This is a genomic window from Arcobacter denitrificans (SeqCode), from assembly GCF_048571185.1.
In the GTDB taxonomy this organism is placed as follows: Bacteria; Campylobacterota; Campylobacteria; order Campylobacterales; family Arcobacteraceae; genus Arcobacter; species Arcobacter denitrificans.
The window spans coordinates 2431663-2450911 of record NZ_CP182350.1; the positions used below are offsets into that span (position 1 = coordinate 2431663).

General features: G+C 30.6%; 12 protein-coding genes. 6 read left to right on the plus strand and 6 right to left on the minus strand.

The window, feature by feature from the left end; translation table 11 throughout:
• Positions 1-13: 13 nt before the first annotated feature.
• Genes ACNI28_RS12235 through ACNI28_RS12260 form a run of 6 tightly spaced genes read right to left on the minus strand, consistent with a single transcriptional unit; the run spans position 14 to position 10061 of the window.
• A complete protein-coding gene (locus ACNI28_RS12235; RefSeq protein ID WP_419764537.1) occupies positions 14-457 on the minus strand; it encodes a YiiD C-terminal domain-containing protein in 444 nt (147 codons plus the stop codon).
• Positions 450-2582, minus strand: coding sequence for an alpha/beta fold hydrolase (locus ACNI28_RS12240; protein WP_419764538.1), 2133 nt, complete (start codon positions 2580-2582; stop codon positions 450-452). Before ACNI28_RS12240 ends, ACNI28_RS12235 begins: the two co-directional genes overlap by 8 nt.
• Positions 2583-2589: 7 nt before the next feature.
• Positions 2590-4950, minus strand: coding sequence for an acyl-CoA dehydrogenase (locus tag ACNI28_RS12245; protein WP_419764539.1), 2361 nt, complete (start codon positions 4948-4950; stop codon positions 2590-2592).
• Positions 4938-7058 (minus strand): 3-hydroxyacyl-CoA dehydrogenase NAD-binding domain-containing protein, encoded by a 2121-nt coding sequence (locus ACNI28_RS12250; protein ID WP_419764540.1) that lies wholly within the window; start codon positions 7056-7058, stop codon positions 4938-4940. Before ACNI28_RS12250 ends, ACNI28_RS12245 begins: the two co-directional genes overlap by 13 nt.
• Position 7059: 1 nt before the next feature.
• On the minus strand, positions 7060-8331 hold the full coding sequence (locus tag ACNI28_RS12255; RefSeq protein WP_419764541.1) for a thiolase family protein: 1272 nt from the start codon (positions 8329-8331) through the stop codon (positions 7060-7062).
• Positions 8328-10061: an AMP-dependent synthetase/ligase gene (locus ACNI28_RS12260; protein ID WP_419764542.1), complete on the minus strand. Its 1734-nt coding sequence runs from the start codon at positions 10059-10061 to the stop codon at positions 8328-8330. The genes ACNI28_RS12255 and ACNI28_RS12260 overlap by 4 nt, the downstream gene beginning before the upstream one ends.
• A 368-nt stretch (positions 10062-10429) precedes the next feature.
• Between ACNI28_RS12260 and ACNI28_RS12265 the strand changes: the two genes are divergently transcribed.
• The 6 genes from ACNI28_RS12265 (at position 10430) to ACNI28_RS12290 (ending at position 19248) form a co-directional block, all read left to right on the plus strand.
• Positions 10430-13003, plus strand: a complete 2574-nt coding sequence (locus tag ACNI28_RS12265; RefSeq protein WP_419764543.1) for a bifunctional aconitate hydratase 2/2-methylisocitrate dehydratase — start codon at positions 10430-10432, stop codon at positions 13001-13003.
• Between the two features lie 124 nt (positions 13004-13127).
• Positions 13128-13721: a TetR/AcrR family transcriptional regulator gene (locus ACNI28_RS12270; protein WP_419764544.1), complete on the plus strand. Its 594-nt coding sequence runs from the start codon at positions 13128-13130 to the stop codon at positions 13719-13721.
• Positions 13708-14634, plus strand: a complete 927-nt coding sequence (locus ACNI28_RS12275) for an NADH-quinone oxidoreductase subunit B family protein (RefSeq protein WP_419764545.1) — start codon at positions 13708-13710, stop codon at positions 14632-14634. Before ACNI28_RS12270 ends, ACNI28_RS12275 begins: the two co-directional genes overlap by 14 nt.
• Positions 14631-15983, plus strand: a complete 1353-nt coding sequence (locus ACNI28_RS12280) for a nickel-dependent hydrogenase large subunit (RefSeq protein ID WP_419764546.1) — start codon at positions 14631-14633, stop codon at positions 15981-15983. The genes ACNI28_RS12275 and ACNI28_RS12280 overlap by 4 nt, the downstream gene beginning before the upstream one ends.
• A 281-nt stretch (positions 15984-16264) precedes the next feature.
• Positions 16265-17512, plus strand: a complete 1248-nt coding sequence (locus tag ACNI28_RS12285) for a hydrogenase small subunit (RefSeq protein ID WP_419764548.1) — start codon at positions 16265-16267, stop codon at positions 17510-17512.
• Entirely contained in the window at positions 17512-19248 is a 1737-nt protein-coding gene (locus tag ACNI28_RS12290; RefSeq protein WP_419764550.1) for a nickel-dependent hydrogenase large subunit, read from the plus strand. The genes ACNI28_RS12285 and ACNI28_RS12290 overlap by 1 nt, the downstream gene beginning before the upstream one ends.
• Position 19249: the final 1 nt, after the last annotated feature.

Here is a 19249-nt window from a genome sequence, read left to right on the forward strand (position 1 = left end):
ATCATACAAAGTTTTACATTTTTTTAATATAATATGTTCCTCTAAAATCTACACATATTTCTTTATCTTCTATAATTTGAGCATGTATTTTAATTGTACCACTATTTTTTTCTTCAAGTTTTGATTCTAAGATATTTATCTCTTCATCTTTTGGGATATAAGTAGTACAAACTATATCACTTCTAACTGGTCTTAGGAATTTTGTCTCATTTTTTACAATTACTATACTTGATTTTTCAAGATTTAGCTTTTCTGATAAATAATAAGCTATGCACCATGAAGAGATAATAGTTATACTGCTTAAACTCCCACCAAAAGCTGTTCCTTTGTCATTTACATTTATATGAAGTGGTGCTGTTGTGATTAAGCTTATATTATCCATACTTTTTAATTCTAATTGCATTAGTTTTGTCATTGGTATTTGTGTATGTATTTTATTTTCTATATCTTTAATCATCTTTTGCCTTAATCTTATGTCGTTGTATAAATTTAAAGATTTCATCATATAACTCTTTAGTATCATCACCTTTTATAATTACATGATTTTTTCGCTCTAAAATTACTAACTCTTTTTCCTTGGATTTTATTTTATCAAATATTTCATAAGCAGATGTTGGATTTACAACAGGGTCATCTTTTGCTTGTATTATTAAAATAGGACTTTGTATATCTGATAGGATTTTTCTTGTTTTACTCATTAAATCACTTAATTGTTTTATTGATTCTACATAAAATTTATCATAATTTATATCTGGATTTTCAGCCTTATTATCTATGTATTTTTTAGTATATTCATTGGCATGAACAGCATTTAATATGTCATTCCAAAATGATAGAGCAGGAATTAGGGTTTTTACTCGTATATCATTTAAGTGTAAAGCTGCATTTATACATATAATTCCAGCAAATTCAATATAAGTTTTTTTAGTACTTAAAAGTGCTAGTAAACCACCTGTAGAAAAGCCAACAACATATATTTTTTTATATTTTAATGTTGCAATTACAATTGCCCGAGAAAGTGAAAAATACCACTCTTTCCAGCTTCTTTCCTTTAAGTCTTCAGGAACTGTTCCATGACCTTTTAATCGTGGAGAGTATACATTTACCCCTTTACTATGAAGATATTCACTCATCTGCTCTACCTCTTGTGGTGAAGAAGAAAAGCCATGAACAGTTATAATACAAATATTAGAATTAGTATGATTGTAATACCTTGATTGTCCAGTTATTTTTGGTTTTATATTTTCATAATCCCTATATTTATTATAGTCATTTTCAAATTCATCTTTATCATTTTTTTCTAAAAGTTTAAGGAGTTGCGTGTTTATCTGCTTTTTATCTTTTAAAACTAAATCTTTTGCAATTATATTTAGCCTATCAATAATTAGTACTTCATTTAAAATAACTCGAAGTATATTATTTAAACGTATTGTATGGTGAGTATGTGTATTTAGAAGAGTGCTTTTATCAATAAAGTAGTTTAACTTATCTTCATAAAGTATATTATCTTTTATTGCAATTTTTAAAATATCTTCAAAGGGTTCAAACTCTTCATATGCAATAAGATTTATAATATTATGTTCTAAGTCTTTATCATAGTTAAGACAGTTGTGTTTTATTTCATTCCATAAAAGATAAATCATTCTTTTAAAATGATTCTTATTAATTGATTTTTTAGGATATAAAAAAATAAGAAGTGTGAAAATATGGTCAAAGCTTATGGTTAGACTTTTGTATATTCTATCCATAAATTGATGGGTTAATTCATATCTATATTTATTAATTATTTTATTGTGATTTGGCTCTTTTTTGTATAAATCCACTAATAAATCCTGGGTATTAAGAGGTTTAAGAATTTGGATTATTATTTTTGAATTTAAAACAATATTTGACTCTATTTCTAACTCTTCTAAAAAGTGTTTACCAATCTTATCCATAAATCTAGGAACCATATCAAGTAAAAAGTTTTTACCAGTTCTTAGCTTTGAATATGAGATATTGATTGGCACAATCATTGTCTCATCATTTGAGATGTTTTTAGACTCATCTAAGAAATATTTTCGTTTAAATTTTCTTAAATCTTTTATTTTATCATTGAAATAATCATTTCGCAATAGCTGTGAATATAAAGCAAAAAAAGCAGAACCTGTATGAACCACTTGACAAGTCCCATCAATCTTTACGCAGAAGTGATTTCCCTCTTTTGATATATCTTTTGCTTTTACCATGTTGGCTTCTGGGAAAATCATCCAATCTTTATCTCCTGTCATTAAATCACTAAGCATAATATTATTTCTAAATGGTGCAGATATTGGCATAGCACCTAAATCTTTCAAAAAATCACCAAAATATGTATTAAAAAGAGAATCATCTGCAATTACACCTACTTTTTTATTGGTAAGTTCATATAGGGCATATGGCACAATTAAAGCCTCGATTCTTGTAAAGTGATTTGCTACAAATATTCTAGGGTTATTTTTAGGAATATTTTCAATACCTTTAATTTCTATATTTGTATCAAGAATTTTTTCTAAGATATTAAGTACAACACCACTTGAATTTATTAGCAAATCTTTATTCATATTTTTCCTATCTCATTGTTTTATATGTTCTTGCTTTGTATGAATCAACTTCAATAATTTTCTGTTTTTCTTTGTGTGCTCTTTTTAGTTTGCTTAACTCCTCTTTTGTAATAATTGTTTTTTCAAATGCTTCTTTAAAGATATTTTCTAAAGAGTCTTTTTTTAAGTCACCATTTTTAACAGCAAGTTTTATTTTTATAAAAGCTGGTTTTGTTTCATTGTTTAATTCAATTGCTTTTTCTAGGATATTTAGTCTATCTTTTGTATCACTTGAAACAAAAACACTTGAAGTTAAATCTTTTAGATAAGTCTCATCTTTTAAACTATTTACTATTTTCTCATTTAATCTATCAGGGGCTTTTATACTTATTGGATTAATTCTAGCAAGAGGAACAAATATTTTTAGCATAGGTAGATTGTATAAAATATCTTCTTTTGCTTTTTGAATTTGTTCAAATGCATAATTACATACATAATCAACTAAGATTTTATCTTGTGCTTTTGGATTATTATCAAACTCTCTTAGCGTTGCAGTAATCAAATACATATATGAAAGCATATCTCCAAATCTTCCTGAGATGTTTTCTCTTTTTTTCAAAGCTGGTCCTAAAAGTGCAAGGGCAGTATTACTTAAAAGAGTAAATTCTGCACTTGACCAAATAAGTTTTTGTTTGTATCGTTTAAAAGAACCTTCTGTTTGTAGAAAAAATCCCCTTGTAAAATAGCAGGTTAAAGTTTTAGTAAAAGATTTTACTACAAGTCCTATATGGGCAAAAAATGCCTTATCAAAACTATACACATCATTATTATTTAATGCTTTTATTTGAGTATAAATATATGGGTGTGATTTTATTAATCCTTGTCCAAACTGCATTAAATTACGAGTAAGAATATTTGCACCTTCAACGGTGATTGATATAGGTAAAGCAAAATAAGCATGGGCTAAAAGATTTTTTTCACCTCTTATAATTGCACTTCCACCTAAAACATCCATTGAATCATTTATAATTTCTCTAAACTTTTCTGTTGCATGGTATTTCATAACAGAATTTATAACCCCAGGACGTACGCCATTATCAATAGCATCTAAAGTATAATTACGGGAAGCATTTAGCATATAAGTAAAAGCTGCAATTTTTGCAATTTTTTCTTCAATTCCTTCAAATCTATCAAGACTCAGTCCAAATTGTTCTCTAATTTGTGAGTATGAAGATACAACTTTCAAGGCAAATTTACTCCCACCCAATGAGACACTAGGAAGTGATATTCCCCGTCCTATAGAAAGAGACTCAACAAGCATTTGCCAACCATGCCCAATACCATCTTTACCTCCAATTACATCATCAAGTTCAATAATTACATCTTTACCAAATAGGGGTGAATTTATAAAAGGAATTCCAAGTGGATCATGTCTTCTTGAGTTATCTATTCCTTTTAATTTTGAATCAAGTAGACCAAATGTGATTCCTAAATCCTCTTTATCACCCAATAGATGTTCAGGGTCATATAATCTAAAAGCCAAACCAATAAGAGTAGCTATATTTCCTAAGGTAATATAACGTTTCTCAAAATTTAATTTAATTTTGATTTTTCCCATCTCATCTTGAAATAATACACCGTTTGAAGTAATAGAAGTAGCATCACTTCCTGCATTTGGCTCTGTTAATCCAAAACAAGGAACTTGTTTTCCATGTGCTAAATCTTCAAGGTATCTATCTTTTTGTTTTTGAGTACCATGTTTTAAAATAAGTTCAGCAGGTCCAAGTGAATTAGGAACCATAATAGTTATAGCTAAAACTTGAGAACGAGATACGAGTTTTTCTATTACATGTGAGTGTGCTGTTGCACTAAATCCAAGTCCTCCATGCTCTTTTGGAATAATCATTCCAAAAAACTTTTTGTCTTTGATAAACTTCCAAACATCCGGACGTAAATCCCTATCTTGGAAGATTTCCCAATCACTTGTCATGGAACATAGTTCATTTACTTCATTGTCTAAAAAAGCTTTTTCTTCTTGTGTTAACTTGGTAATTTTTTCTTCTTTAATTGCTTTAAAATTTATATCAGCTTTAAAATAATCAGCTTCAACCCAATTTGTTCCAGCTTGTAGAGCTGCTTCTTCTGTTTGGGATATTTTAGGTAGAAGTCCTTTTTTCATAATAAATTTAACTAAAGGAGTTGAGATAAGGTTTAATCTATTTTTAGGAATTAAAAACACTATTGCTAAAAGTGCAAAAACAACCCAAAATAAAACACTTGTATTAAAAAATATTAGTGAATAAGCACCAATAAAACCAAACCATAAAATTAGTGGATAAGAAAAATATCCAAATATAATAAGAATAAGTATAAATGCTAATGTTTCCATAACTCTGCTCCTGTTTTAAAATCTTTATTCTCTTTATTGAGCTTTTCTAATAAAAGACTTGGTTTAAATCTCTTTCCATAACTATTTTCATATTTTTTAAGCTCATTTACAACATATGAAATTCCCATGTCATTTGCATAGGCACAAATTCCTCCTTTATATGGAGGGAAGCCTGTACCTGTAATCATAGCAAAATCTATAATTTTTGGGTCATCTACAATGCCTTCTTCAAGGCATCTTGATGCTTCATTTATCATGATAAACATACAACGCTCAGTTATCTCTTTATTTGTAAAAGTTTTTCTATTAGTTGAAAGTAGTTTTGAAACCTCTTCATTTATCTCTAAATCTTTTGTATTATGAAGGTAAAATCCTTTTTTGTTTTTTTTACCTAGTAGTTTTAAGTCATTATAAACCTTTGTAAGTATTGGAGCAACTGCCATTCTTGAACCATATGATTCATTTAAAATAGTTGCAACTTTAAAACCAATATCAATACCAACAGTATCTGATAAAGTAAAAGGTCCCATTGGCAGACCAAACTCTTTTAACAGTTTATCGATGGTTTTAATATCTGAACCCTCTTCAAGTATAAAAGCTGCTTCATTTATATATGGAAGTAAAATACGATTGACAATAAATCCAGCACAATCTCCTACTACTATAGGTGTTTTACCACAAGAAGTTAGAAGTTCAATTACACGGTTTATAGTCTTTTTAGATGTATGTGAGGAAGGAATAACTTCAACTAGTGGCATTATATTTACAGGATTGAAAAAGTGTATTCCTAAAAAGTTCTTTTTATTTTTAAGTTCACTACCAAGTTTTTCAATAGAGATTGAAGAGGTATTTGTGGCAATGATTGAGTCTTTATCCATAACAGCTTCTAACTCTTTAAAGGCTTCTTTTTTGGCATCTTCATCTTCAATTATAGCTTCTATTGCAAGTTGAGTCTGGCTTAAACCGTTAAATTCATCTGTGTATGAGATTTTGTTTAGTTTAAAGTCTACTTGATTTTGACTCATACTTCTTCTTTTTATTGAAGAGTCATAAAGTTTTGCAACACTATTTATAATATCATGGGCTTGTTCTATTTTTCTAATTTTAATTCTTACTTCATTTAAAAATTTAGAAAATAACCAAATTATTCCTTTACCCATTACTCCATTACCAAGAACGGCTACACTTGTAATTGGAACTTGTGTTTTATCAAAGTTTTTATTTAGTTTTTCAAACATGAAAAAAAGCTCTATCATATATTTTGATTCTTTACTTGCTGCTAGGTGCGAAAAAGCTTCTGCTTCTATTTTAATCCCTTTTTCAAAAGGTTCAGCAAAAGTTTTTTTGATAACTTCAAGGGCAGTATAAGGAGCTTTAAAATCTTTATTAACCTTTTTTTCTATTGCTTCTAAAGACTTTTTATAAACATAAGCTCTTGTAAGAGAAAACTTTTGCATGAAATTATTTATAAGGGGAAGTTTTTTATTTTGAATTTTATTTTCTAAAGCTTTTGTAACAAACTCTTTTAGTTTAAACTCTTTTTGTCCATTATCAAATATCTCATTTACAAGTCCAATTTTTAATGCTTTTTTTGCATCATAATTTTTACTTGTTAAAATCATATCAAGGGCACTCATAAGTCCCACAAGTTTTGGAGCTCTTTGTGTTCCTCCAAGACCTGGGAAAAATCCAAGTTTAACTTCTGGAAAAGCTAGTTTTGTTTTTTCATTTGTTGTGGCAATTCTGTAATTACAGCATAAAGCAAGTTCTAAACCTCCACCCATACAAGCACCATGAATATAAGCAATTGTAGGAATTGTTAAGTTTTCTAACTTATTTAAAATATCATCGCCTTTTGATATTTGTTCATAAACTTCTTCTTGAGTACTCATAGCTTCTATCTCTTTTATATCAGCACCTGCAATAAATATAGAAGGTTTTGCACTATCAATAACGAGAGCTTTTATTTGCTTATCTTGTTTAATATCATCTAAAAGCTTATCAAGTTCTTTTAATACTTCAAAAGATAGTTTATTTGCTTTTGAGTTTTTCATATCAAAGGTTAATGTTGCAATACTATTATCAATATTTAAAGTTAAATTATTCATCTTATACCTCCACTAAAAAACTTGCACCTTGTCCACCACCAACACAAAGGGTAGCAAGACCAGTTTTTTTACCTCTTCTTTTTAGCTCTTTTATAGTGTGAAGTACAATTCTAGCTCCACTCATACCAACAGGATGTCCTATGGCAATAGCTCCGCCATTTACATTTAGTATCTCTTCATTGATTTCACCTAAAGGCTCAGCGTTAAACTCTTTTTTACAAAAACTTTTTGATTTAAAAGCTTCAAGGTTTGCAATAACTTGTGCTGCAAAGGCTTCATTTAACTCTATTAAATCTATATCTTTTAATCTTGTTCCTGTTTTATCAAAGAGTTTTTTTGTAGCAAATATTGGTCCTAATCCCATTCTGTGAGCATCTAACCCTGCATAGGCATAATCTTTTATATAACCAATTGGTTCAAGACCGAGCTCTTTTGCTTTTGATTCACTACATAAAATCATCATGCAAGCTCCATCAGAAACCTGCGAAGAGTTCCCCGCTGTTACTGTCCCTGTTCTATCAAAGATTGGTTTTAGTTTGCTTAGAGCTTCAATAGTTTGATTGAATCTTATTCCATCATCATCCATAATAGAGGAGTCTTTTGTCATAATAGGATGTATTTCATCTTTTAGTATTCCACTCTCTATTGCTTTTTGGGCTTTAATATGTGATTGAAGTGCATATTCATCTTGAGCTTGGCGACTAATTTTAAACTCATTGGCTAGGTTTTCAGCAGTGATTCCCATAATTTTCCCAGAAATTGGGTCAGTCAATCCTGAGATTAATCCAATAGTAGGCTTTAAAAAGCTAAGTCGAAAAGTAGTAAGAAGTTTTAGTTTCTCTGATGCAGTTTTTGCATAGGTAAATTTTGTCATAAAATCTTTAAATTGATTTGAAAAGAGTAGGGGAATGTTGCTCATGGATTCTACTCCACCTGCAAGATATATTTCACCTTGATTTGTATATATTTTTTCAATTGAGCTTGAAAGAGCTTGCATACCAGAAGCACAATTTCTGTGAACTGTATAAGCAATTGTTTTTTTGGGAAAACCAGCTCTCATAGTTAGAACTCTAGCTATATTTGCTGCATTTGCTGGTTGGGCAACATTTCCAATTATTACTTCATCAAAATCATCATAAGGTATATTGTTTCTAAGAACTAATTCTTTTGCAATAATAGCTCCTAAATTATCTGTTTGCACATGATTTAGTTTTCCATTTGCTTTTGCAACGGGGCTTCTTAGTCCATCAATTATTGCTATTCGTTCATTCATTTTGAGCTCCTATACATACTCTGGATTTCTTTTTCATATTTTTTTTCTATGGCTTCTCTACAAACTTTCATTGAAGGAGTTAGTTCTCCTCCTTCTATTGTTGCAGTATGTGTGATTAGTTTATATTCTATTACCCTTTCCCATTTATTTACTTTTTTGTTTAGCTTGTCTATGTGCTCTTGTATAGATTTATGTATTATGGATTGATTATAATATTCTTCTATAGTTAAACTATTTGATTTTTTTTCTTGTTCATATTTTTCATGGTCAACAAAAAGTAGAGCAGTTGTATATTTCTGATTATGAGATATTACTACTGCAAACTCAATATATTTGTTTTTTGATAAATTTTGTTCAATAGGGATTGCATTTACATACTCACCTGTTGAAGTTTTGAATATATCTTTTTTTCTACTTTGTATATAGATATATCCATCTTCATCAATTGAGGCAACATCTCCTGTATGAAACCAACCATTTGGATCAATTGCTTTTTTTGTTAGCTCTTCGTTATTTAAATATCCTTTCATTAAAGAAGGACCTTTTATTAGAAGTTCATCATCTTTTATTTTAACTTCAGCTGTTGGCATGGCTTTTCCAGAACTTCCAACACGGTTTGCACCAGGATAGTTTGTAGCAACAACAGGTGAAAACTCTGTCATGCCATAACCTTGATATAAAGGAATTCCAATATTTAAGAAGAATTGATAAATGTTTTTTTCTAAGGGTGCTCCACCTGAAACTACCCATTTAACTCTCCCTCCAAATATCTCACGTAGTTTTGTGTAAACCAGCTTGTTAAATAGTTTAAATAATAATGAGTTTTTATCCATATTTTCACACATAGCAAAATGAAAAGCTAAAGAGCCAATTATTCTACTTATAAGTGGTTTTTCACTTATATTTGATTTGATTTTATTAAATATTTTTTCCAAAAGTCTAGGTACTACAGTCATCATTGTTGGTTTAACTATTTTCATAAGCTTTGCAACATTGGCAATATCATCTATAAAATAAACAGATACACCCCTTGAAAGATAATAACTCATTACAGCCCGTTCAAAAATATGAGCAAGGGGAAGAAGTGAAAGAATAATCTCTTTTTCATTTAAATGAATAACCTCATTTATATCTTTTAATTGAGAAATTATATTTTTGTGAGTGAGAATAACACCCTTTGGCGTTCCGGTGTTACCACTTGTATAAATGATAGAAAAAATATCATCTTCATTAGGTTTATTTTCAATATATTCAAGTCTGTCACAAATCTCTTTACCCATAACTAAAATCTCATCAAGGTTGTAGTAGTTGTCTTTTTTCATACAAAAGTTATGAGTTATAACTATTAGGTGTTTTTTTATATCATCTACTCTTTTTATATCATCAATAAATATAAATTCACAGTTTGAATCTTCCAATTCAAAGTTTAGATTTTTTGTTGATATATTAGCAAAAATAGGAACAGAAATAGCTCCTAATTGTTGAAGGGCAAAATCAAAAATTAGCCAAAAGGGGGAAGAACTTGAAAAGATAGCTACTTTAGTACCTTTTACAATACCAAGTTTTTGTAAGGCTGCACATAAACAAATAACCTTTTCTTTAAACTCAAGAACAGATATTGATTCATATTCATTTTTATGATTGATATAATTTAGTAGGCTAGGATTATCATAACTTGTAGTTAGATAATCAAACATCTCATTATATGTTGAAAATCTATATGGACTCATGGTTAATCCTTTACAAACTTATATAATATTGTATCATTATAACAAAAAAATAATCGAAATGTTTTTATTAATTATTATATTTAAGAAAAATATAACTTTAATATATCTTTGTACAAAAATTGTACAATTACTAAAGAACTAGAACAGAATATAGACATCTCATAAAATAATTACTTTAATAAATTAGTACAAATAAAAAAATAAACTAGATATACAAGTTAAGGAATATAGGCATTTGTTAGAACAAGGGGGCTTTTTTGTAACTTATATATACACAAATAAAACTTGTACTACACATTGCAAGAATTGTACAATAATAACTCATTGTATATGATATAATTGCCTTACAAATTAATTAGGAGTTATATATGAGTTTAATCGCTGATTATAGAGCACATACTGAAGAAAGATTACAAGAGGGTGGATTACCACCATTAGCATTAACTGCTGATCAAACTGCACAATTAGTAGAAGTTTTAAAAGCTAATACTGCTGATGCTGATTATGCATTAGAATTATTTAAAAACAAAGTTAACCCAGGTGTTGATGACGCTGCTTATGTTAAAGCTGCATTTTTAAATGATATTGTACAAGGTAACGCTTCATGTTCAGTTATTTCTAAAATCGAAGCAATCGAAATTTTAGGAACAATGATGGGTGGATTCAATGTTACTCCACTAGTTGACGCATTAAAGATTGATGAAGTAGCATCTGCTGCTGCTGCACAATTAAAAAATACAATTTTAGTTTATGATTCATTTAATGATGTTAAAGATTTAGCTGATGCAGGAAATGCACAAGCAAAAGAAATTATTGAGTCTTGGGCAAATGCAGAGTGGTTTACAAATAAACCTGCATTAGAAGAAGAGATTACTTTAACAGTATACAAAATCCCTGGTGAAACTAATACAGATGATTTATCTCCTGCAACTGTAGCATTTACAAGAGCTGATATTCCTTTACATGCAACTGCAATGTTACAATCAAGAATGGAAAATCCATTAGATACTATGAAAGAACTTAAAGAAAAAGGTCATCCATTAGCATACGTTGGTGATGTTGTTGGTACTGGAAGTTCTAGAAAATCAGGTATTAACTCTGTTCAATGGCACATGGGTAGAGATATTCCAGGTGTTCCAAATAAAAGAACTGGTGGTGTTGTAATTGGTTCTATTATTGCTCCAATTTTCTTTAACACAGCAGAAGATTCAGGTTGTTTACCAATCCAAGCTCCAGTTGATGAATTAGAAACTGGTGATGTTATTACTTTAAAACCATATGCTGGTGTAATTGAGAAAAATGGTTCAGTTGTTTCTGAATTTGATTTAGCTCCTAATACATTAACTGATGAGATGAGAGCTGGTGGAAGAATTCCATTAATTATTGGAAAAGGTCTTACAGCAAAAGCAAGAGAAGCTTTAGGTTTAAGTGCTTCTGATGCCTTCGTTACTGCTTCACAACCAGCTGCTTCTACTAATGGGTTTACACAAGCTCAAAAAATGGTAGGAAGAGCATGTGGTATTGAAGGTGTTAAACCTGGTATGTATGTAGAGCCAATTTGTACAACTGTTGGATCACAAGATACTACTGGACCAATGACAAGAGATGAGATTAAAGAACTTGCTGCATTATCTTTTGGTGCTGATATGGTTATGCAATCATTTTGTCATACTGCTGCTTATCCAAAACCAGCTGATATCAACTTACAACACACACTTCCTGAGTTTATTACTTCAAGAGCAGGTGTTACTTTAAGACCAGGTGATGGTGTTATTCACTCTTGGTTAAACAGATTATGTTTACCTGATACAGTAGGAACTGGTGGAGATTCTCATACAAGATTCCCAATTGGTATTTCATTCCCAGCTGGTTCTGGTCTTGTTGCATTCGCAGGTGTTACTGGTATGATGCCTTTAACTATGCCTGAATCTGTACATGTTAAATTTACTGGTGAATTACAACCAGGAATTACTTTAAGAGATTTAGTTAATGCAATTCCTTATCAAGCTATTCAAGATGGTTTATTAACTGTTGAGAAAAAAGGTAAGAAAAACATTTTTGCTGGTAACGTAATTGAAATTTCAGGTTTACCACAACTTAAAGTTGAGCAAGCATTCGAATTATCAGATGCAGCAGCAGAGAGATCAGCAGCAGCTTGTTCTGTTCAATTAGATAAAGAACCAATTATTGAGTACTTATCTTCAAACATTGCTTTAATTGAAAAAATGATTGATGAAGGTTACGAAGATGCTAGAACTCTTCAAAGAAGAGCTGATAAAATGAAAGAATGGATTGCTAATCCTGAATTAATCACTCCAGATGCAGATGCAGAGTATTTAGCAACTATTGAAATCAACTTAAACGAAATCACTGAGCCATTATTAGCTTGTCCTAATGATCCAGATGATGTTGATACATTAACAAATGTATTAGCTGACCCAAAAAGAATTACAGATAGAATTGATGAAGTATTCGTTGGTTCTTGTATGACTAATATTGGTTTATTTAGAGCTTTAGGTGAAGTACTTAAAGGTGAAGGTCCAGTTCCTACTAAATTATGGATTGCACCACCAACTAAAATGGATCAACAACAATTAACAGAAGAGGGTTACTACTCTGTATTTGGAGCAGCAGGTGCAAGACTTGAAATTCCTGGATGTTCTTTATGTATGGGTAACCAAGCAAATGTTGGTCAAGGTGCAGTTGTATTTAGTACATCTACAAGAAACTTTGATAACAGACTTGGAAAAGATTCTCAAGTTTATCTTGGATCTGCAGAAGTTGCAGCTTTAGCAGCACTTTTAGGAAGACTTCCAACTAAAGAAGAGTACTTAGAAATGGTACCTAAAAAAATCACTCCTGAAAAAAGAGATGATATTTATAAATACTTAAACTTCCACACTATTAGTGATTCGGACTTAACTAACCTAGTTCACTCTTAATAGGTATAAAACTCAGGCAATTTTGCTTGAGTTTTTTACTTTAGACTCTCTATCCTCTCATATTCATTTATAATTAACTATTTTTTTAATATCATATATCATTATTAAATTAAGGTAAAAAAATATGTCTGCAAAAGAAGATAAGAAAAATAATATAATTAAAAACTCGTTAAAGCTATTTGCAAAAAAAGGGTTTTATAATACAACTATTCCCGATATAGCAAAAGCTATGAGTATGAGTGTTGGAAATATGTATAATTATTTTTCTTCAAAAGAGGAGTTAGCAAAGGTTGCTATAAAATACTCTACTAATATTATTGCTGATGACTTAAGGATAATCAATAATATGGATATTAGCTCAAAAGAAAAACTATTTTTATTTATAAAAAACTATTTATCAAATGTAAAAAATTCTCCTGAAGTTATAGAGTATTTTTTAAGAGTTTATTTATCAAATAGAGAAGTTTTTAAAGATGGATGTGAAGGTTTTTTGTGTGTAGGTGAGTTTGTAACTGAGGTTATGATTTTACTTGATGATGGAGCACAAAAAAAAGAGTTTAGAGAACAAGAATTTTTTCCTGCATTTGGTATGCTTATGGGAAGTTTAGGTGGTTTTGCTTTTATGAATGGGGAAAATGTTTTAGAAAAAGATTTACTAGAGTATTCAGATTCAATAGCTGAAAATATATATCGGGCGTTAAAGTATGACGAAAATTGATAAAAAGATTTTACCAAAAGTAGTTTGGCTTCAAGGCCTTACTTGCAATGGGAATACACACTCTTTTTTATCATCAAGTTCAGCAAGATTTGAGCAGTTTAATAATAATTTTGATTTAGTTTATCATCCAAGTATTACTACAGGTAAACTACTTGAAGAAGTTTTACAATCAGATGAGAGAATTGATTATTTGTTAGTTGAAGGTGCAATAACAAATAATGAGTTCTATTTTTCAATCTCAAATAAAAGTATATCAGATATATTAAATCAATTAATTTCAAAATCAAAATTTTTAATTGCAGTTGGATCATGTGCTTCATATGGTGGTGTACATTCAAGATTTGAAGAAAATAGTGATATTGCAGGAGTAAAAGATTATATAAGTTCTCAAAATCTATCTTTACTCTCCCATGAAATAATAAACCTTACAGGCTGTCCTGTTCACCCAGAGTGGATTTTACAGACGCTATTTACATTAAAGTTCAATGGCTCAATAATACTTGATGATAAATCAAGACCTATTGAGATTTATGGGAGCTTAGCTCATCATGGATGTACGAGAAATGAATATTTTGAGTGGAAAGTTGAAGCAAAAAGCTTTGGATTAAAAGAGGGGTGCTTATTTTATAATGAAGGGTGTCGTGGACCAATGACCCATTCAAATTGTAATAAAATACTTTGGAATGATGTAAGTAGTAAAACTAGAGTTGGTATGCCTTGTATTGGGTGTACAGAATATGATTTTCCAAGACACAATATGTTTGAAACAAAAAAACATATAGGAATTCCACTTGAACCACCTTTAGGAATTCCAAAAAGAGCATATTTATCTATTTCAGGAGTTGCAAAAACATTTACAATTCCTAGATTAAATCAAAGATTAAATCAATTTCATGAAAGTAAAGATAGATGAAAACAGTTGATATTATAGAGCGAATTGAAGGTGAAGCAAAACTTAGTTTAACATGGAGAAATGAAAAAGTAAGCGATGCTTCAATAGACTTCTTAAACTTTAGAGGATTTGAGTATATTTTAGAAAATAAACCTATTTTAGACGCCTTAGTTTATACTCCAAGGATTTGTGGAATCTGTGGACAAGCACATCTGTTGGCAACTGTAAATGCAATAGAAAATCTATATAAAAATGCAGGAGCTGAACTAGAAATAACAAATAAGGCTAAAATTCTTAGAGAGTTAGGTTTAATTATAGAAATTATAGATTCTCATATTAAATGGTTTTATATGTTCATTATGCCAGATGTAATAAAGCAGTCAAAAAAGACTTACAATGGTTACACTCCCTTGAAGGGACAAAAGTGGCTTGAAGCCCAAAAAGCTGCCAGTGAAACAATAAAAGCCCTAGCCATTTATGCAGGACAGTGGCCACATACATCTTATATGGTTCCCGGAGGAGTTGTAAGTGACCCAACACTTTTAGATATTGTTACTTGTGAAAACTATCTTGACCAAACTATTAAATATTTTGAAAAAAATATTGCAGGTATGAGTATCGATAATTATTTATCTTTAAAAAAATTTGAAGAAGTAGATATTTTAGCTTCGTCCATGAAAGATTTTTATGAAGTCTCTTTTGAAACAAAGCTAGAACAAGTAGGTAAAACTCATAATAGACATATTGTACTAGCTGACATGTTAGGTGTAGAATCTGGAATTCATAAACATCGTATATCTAGAAAAATTGATTTAGAAAAAATAGTTGAGCATGATGAATATACATTTAAAGTGAATAGAAAAAATGATAAAAAAGCTCATACTTGGTCAAAAAGTGTTCTTTATAACAGTGAGTTTTATGAAGTAGGACCCCTATCACGAGCAATAATAAATAAAAGAGAGTTTATAAAAGATATACATAAAAAGTATGATGATTCTGTTTTTACAAGAGTAATGGCAAGAGTTGATGAAATAGCACATTTACTGATTTATAGTAAAAAGCTTATAAAAGAGTTAGATATATCACAAGAGTCATATATAAAGCCACAAATTGATTTGAAATCATTAGATGAAATTAGTGCTTCATCAGCAGTTGAAGCATGTAGAGGCTCTTTAATACATAATATAAGTGTAAAAAAGGGAATTATTACAAAATATGATGTAATAACACCTACAGTTTGGAATTTAAGTCCTAAGCATAATAAAGAATTAGGAGTTGCCCAAAAAGCAATTATTGGTTCAAAGTCATTAGTTGAAGCAACAATTATTTTACGCTCTTTTGATGTTTGTTCTGTTTGCACAACTCATTAATGAACAATCATTCATAAAATAGAGTACTTTGGTAACAATGTTTAAAATTTCTTAAATTTATATATTACTTATGTACTTTTAGTATAAAATCTTATTTAGATACCAATTTGTCGAATAAACTATAATTGTACTTTAATATTATCCCAAAAAAATTATCTAAAATGCTATCCTAATGCTATTTTACCGATGTTTCTATCTATGCAATTAAGTCTACTTTAAGTTTTTAAAAGCTAAATTACGTAAGTAAATGAACATTCATTTTTAATTTAAAAGGAGAACATATGGCAAACGATTCTCAAGAGATGGTTAAAAAAGTTTTTAATCAAAACTCTGCAAGAGTGGATACGAACAAAGGTGAAGAGTACTATAACAGCTTGTTTGAAAAAGCAAAGGCAAGATTGAGTAGTCTTAGAAGTCAACCTGCACTTAAAGATATCGATTTGATGGAAGTAGTGGAGAGTGAAGGTGTAAATAGAAGAGATTTCATGAAGTGGGCAAGTGCAACAACTGCTACACTTATGTTACCTCCTATGTTTACTCCATTAGTTGCAGAAGCAACTGAACTTATGAATAGAGTTCCTGTAATTTGGATTGAGCTACAAGATTGTGCTGGAAACTCTGAAGCACTGTTAAGATCATCTACTCCAACAGTTGATGATTTATTATTTGATGTACTTTCATTAGAGTTTCATGAAACTATTATGGCAGCATCTGGACATCAAGCTGATGCTCAACTTGAAGATGCAATTCATCACTTTAAAGGTAAATACTTATTATTTGTGGAGGGTGCAATTCCTACAGCTATGAATGGTCAATATGGAACTATTGGAGCTTCTGGTGAGACTTTCCAAGAACATCTTATGAGATTATCTTCTGATGCTGCAGCTGTTGTTGCTGTTGGTTCATGTGCTACTTATGGTGGGATTCCTGCTGCTGCTCCAAATCCAACAGGTGCAGTTGGTGTTATGGATTTAGTAAAAGGTAAACCTGTTATTAATATTCCTGCTTGTCCTGCAAACCCTGCAAATATGGTTGGGGTTGTATTACATTATGTTTTAACTGGTCAGATTCCAGAACTAGATTCACTTCTTAGACCAAAGTTTGCATTTGGATATAGAATTCATGACAACTGTGAAAGAAGAGCACACTTTGATGCTGGTGAATATGTAGAAGAGTGGGGAGATGAAGGTGCTAAAAATAACTGGTGTTTATATAAAGTAGGTTGTAAAGGACCTATGACATTTAATAACTGTTCAATTATCAGATATAACGAAGGTGCAAACTGGCCTATTGGTGTTGGTCGAGGATGTATTGGATGTTCTGAACCAGATTTCTGGGATAAATATGCTTATGAGCGACCAATGGCAGATGCAAATATCAAAGCACCAACTGGTGGAGTTGAAAAAACTGTTGATGAGTTTGGATTAGGTTTATTAACTGCAACAACTATTGGTATAGGTGTTCATGCAGTAGCTTCAGCAGTAGCTGGAAAAAGATCAATAAATAATGGCGAAAGTGAGGAGGAATAATGAGTAAACATATCGTAATAGATCCTATTACAAGGATTGAAGGACATTTAAGAATTGAAGCGGTAATTGATGACAATAATGTTGTTACTGATGCTTACAGTTCTTCTACAATGTTTAGAGGAATTGAAGAGATTTTAAAAGGAAGAGATCCTAGAGATTGTGGTTTACTTGCTATGAGAATCTGTGGTGTTTGTACGGGTACTCATTACCAAAGAAGTATTGAAGCTGTTGAACATGCGTTTAAAGTTACTATTCCTAAAAATGCAAGAATTGTTAGAAACTTAATGCAAGGTTCTTTATATATTCATGACCATATTGTTCATTTTTATCATTTACATGCACTTGATTGGGTAGATATTACAAAAGCTTTAGAAGCTGACCCTAAAAAAGCAGTTGCAGAAGCTCAAAAGTGGGCAAAACTTTCAGGTCAAAGACCTTGGAATGCAAGTGAAGATGTATTTGCAGAAGTTCAAGAAAGAGTTACTAAGTTTGTAAAACAAGGAAGACTTGGAGTATTTGGCAATGCATATTGGGGAAGTAAAGCTTATAAACTTACTCCTGAACAAAACTTAATTGGACTTTCTCACTATTTAGATGCTTTAGACTTACAAAGAGATATTGCAAAAGCTCAAGCTATTTTTGGTGGTAAAAATCCACATCCTCAATCAATTGTTGTGGGTGGAGTTACATGTGTACAAGATATCAAAAATCCTGCAAGAATTGCAGAATTTAAAGATATCATTCAAAAAGCACAAAAATTTACAAAACAAGCATATTTACCAGATGTTTATATGGCTGGGACTATGTATGCAGATGAGGCTTTAGATGGAACTGGTGGTGGTTTAGGTAACTTTATGTCTTTTGGTGATTTTAATTTAGATGATACACCATTTTATGAAGCTGCTAAACTTTTCCCTTCAGGAATTGTTATGAATAAAGACTTATCAAAAGTATTTGATTTAGACCAAACAAAAATCACTGAAGATGTTACTCATGCTTGGTATGAAGGTGAAACAAATTTACATCCATATGATGGAGAAACAAAACCAAAGTATACTGGATTTAAAGAGAAAAAAGATGGTATTGCATATTTAGATTTAAAAAATAAATACTCTTGGATTAAATCACCACTATATGATGATGAAAGAATGGAAGTTGGACCATTAGCTAGAATGATAGTTGGAGTTGCAAGAGGTGATGAAAAAATTAGTAAATATGTTACGACTTTCTTAAAACAAGGTAATTTACCAACTTCTGTACTGTTTTCAACAGTAGGAAGAACAGCTGCTCGTGCTATTGAAACAGAAATGATGTGTGATGTGGTTATTGATTGGGCTGATGAATTAGCTAAAAATGCTGCAGGTGGTGATTTATCAACTTGGACAGAGTTTGACTTTGATAAAGTTTCTAAAGATGCTCAAGGTTTTGGTATGGCTGAAGCACCAAGAGGTGGTTTAGGGCACTGGATTAAAATCAAAGATGGAAAAGTTGTAAATTATCAAGCAGTTGTTCCTTCTACTTGGAATGCAGCACCAAGAGATTATAAAGGAAGAATGGGAGCTTATGAGGCTTCTTTAGTTGGTACTAAAGTTGTTGACCCAAATATGCCACTAGAAATTTTAAGAACAATTCATAGTTTTGACCCATGTATTGCTTGTGCTGTACATATTGTTGATACTAAAGGTAAAGAATTAGGTGTATATAAAATTGACCCTACAGGTGTATGCCGTGCCTAAA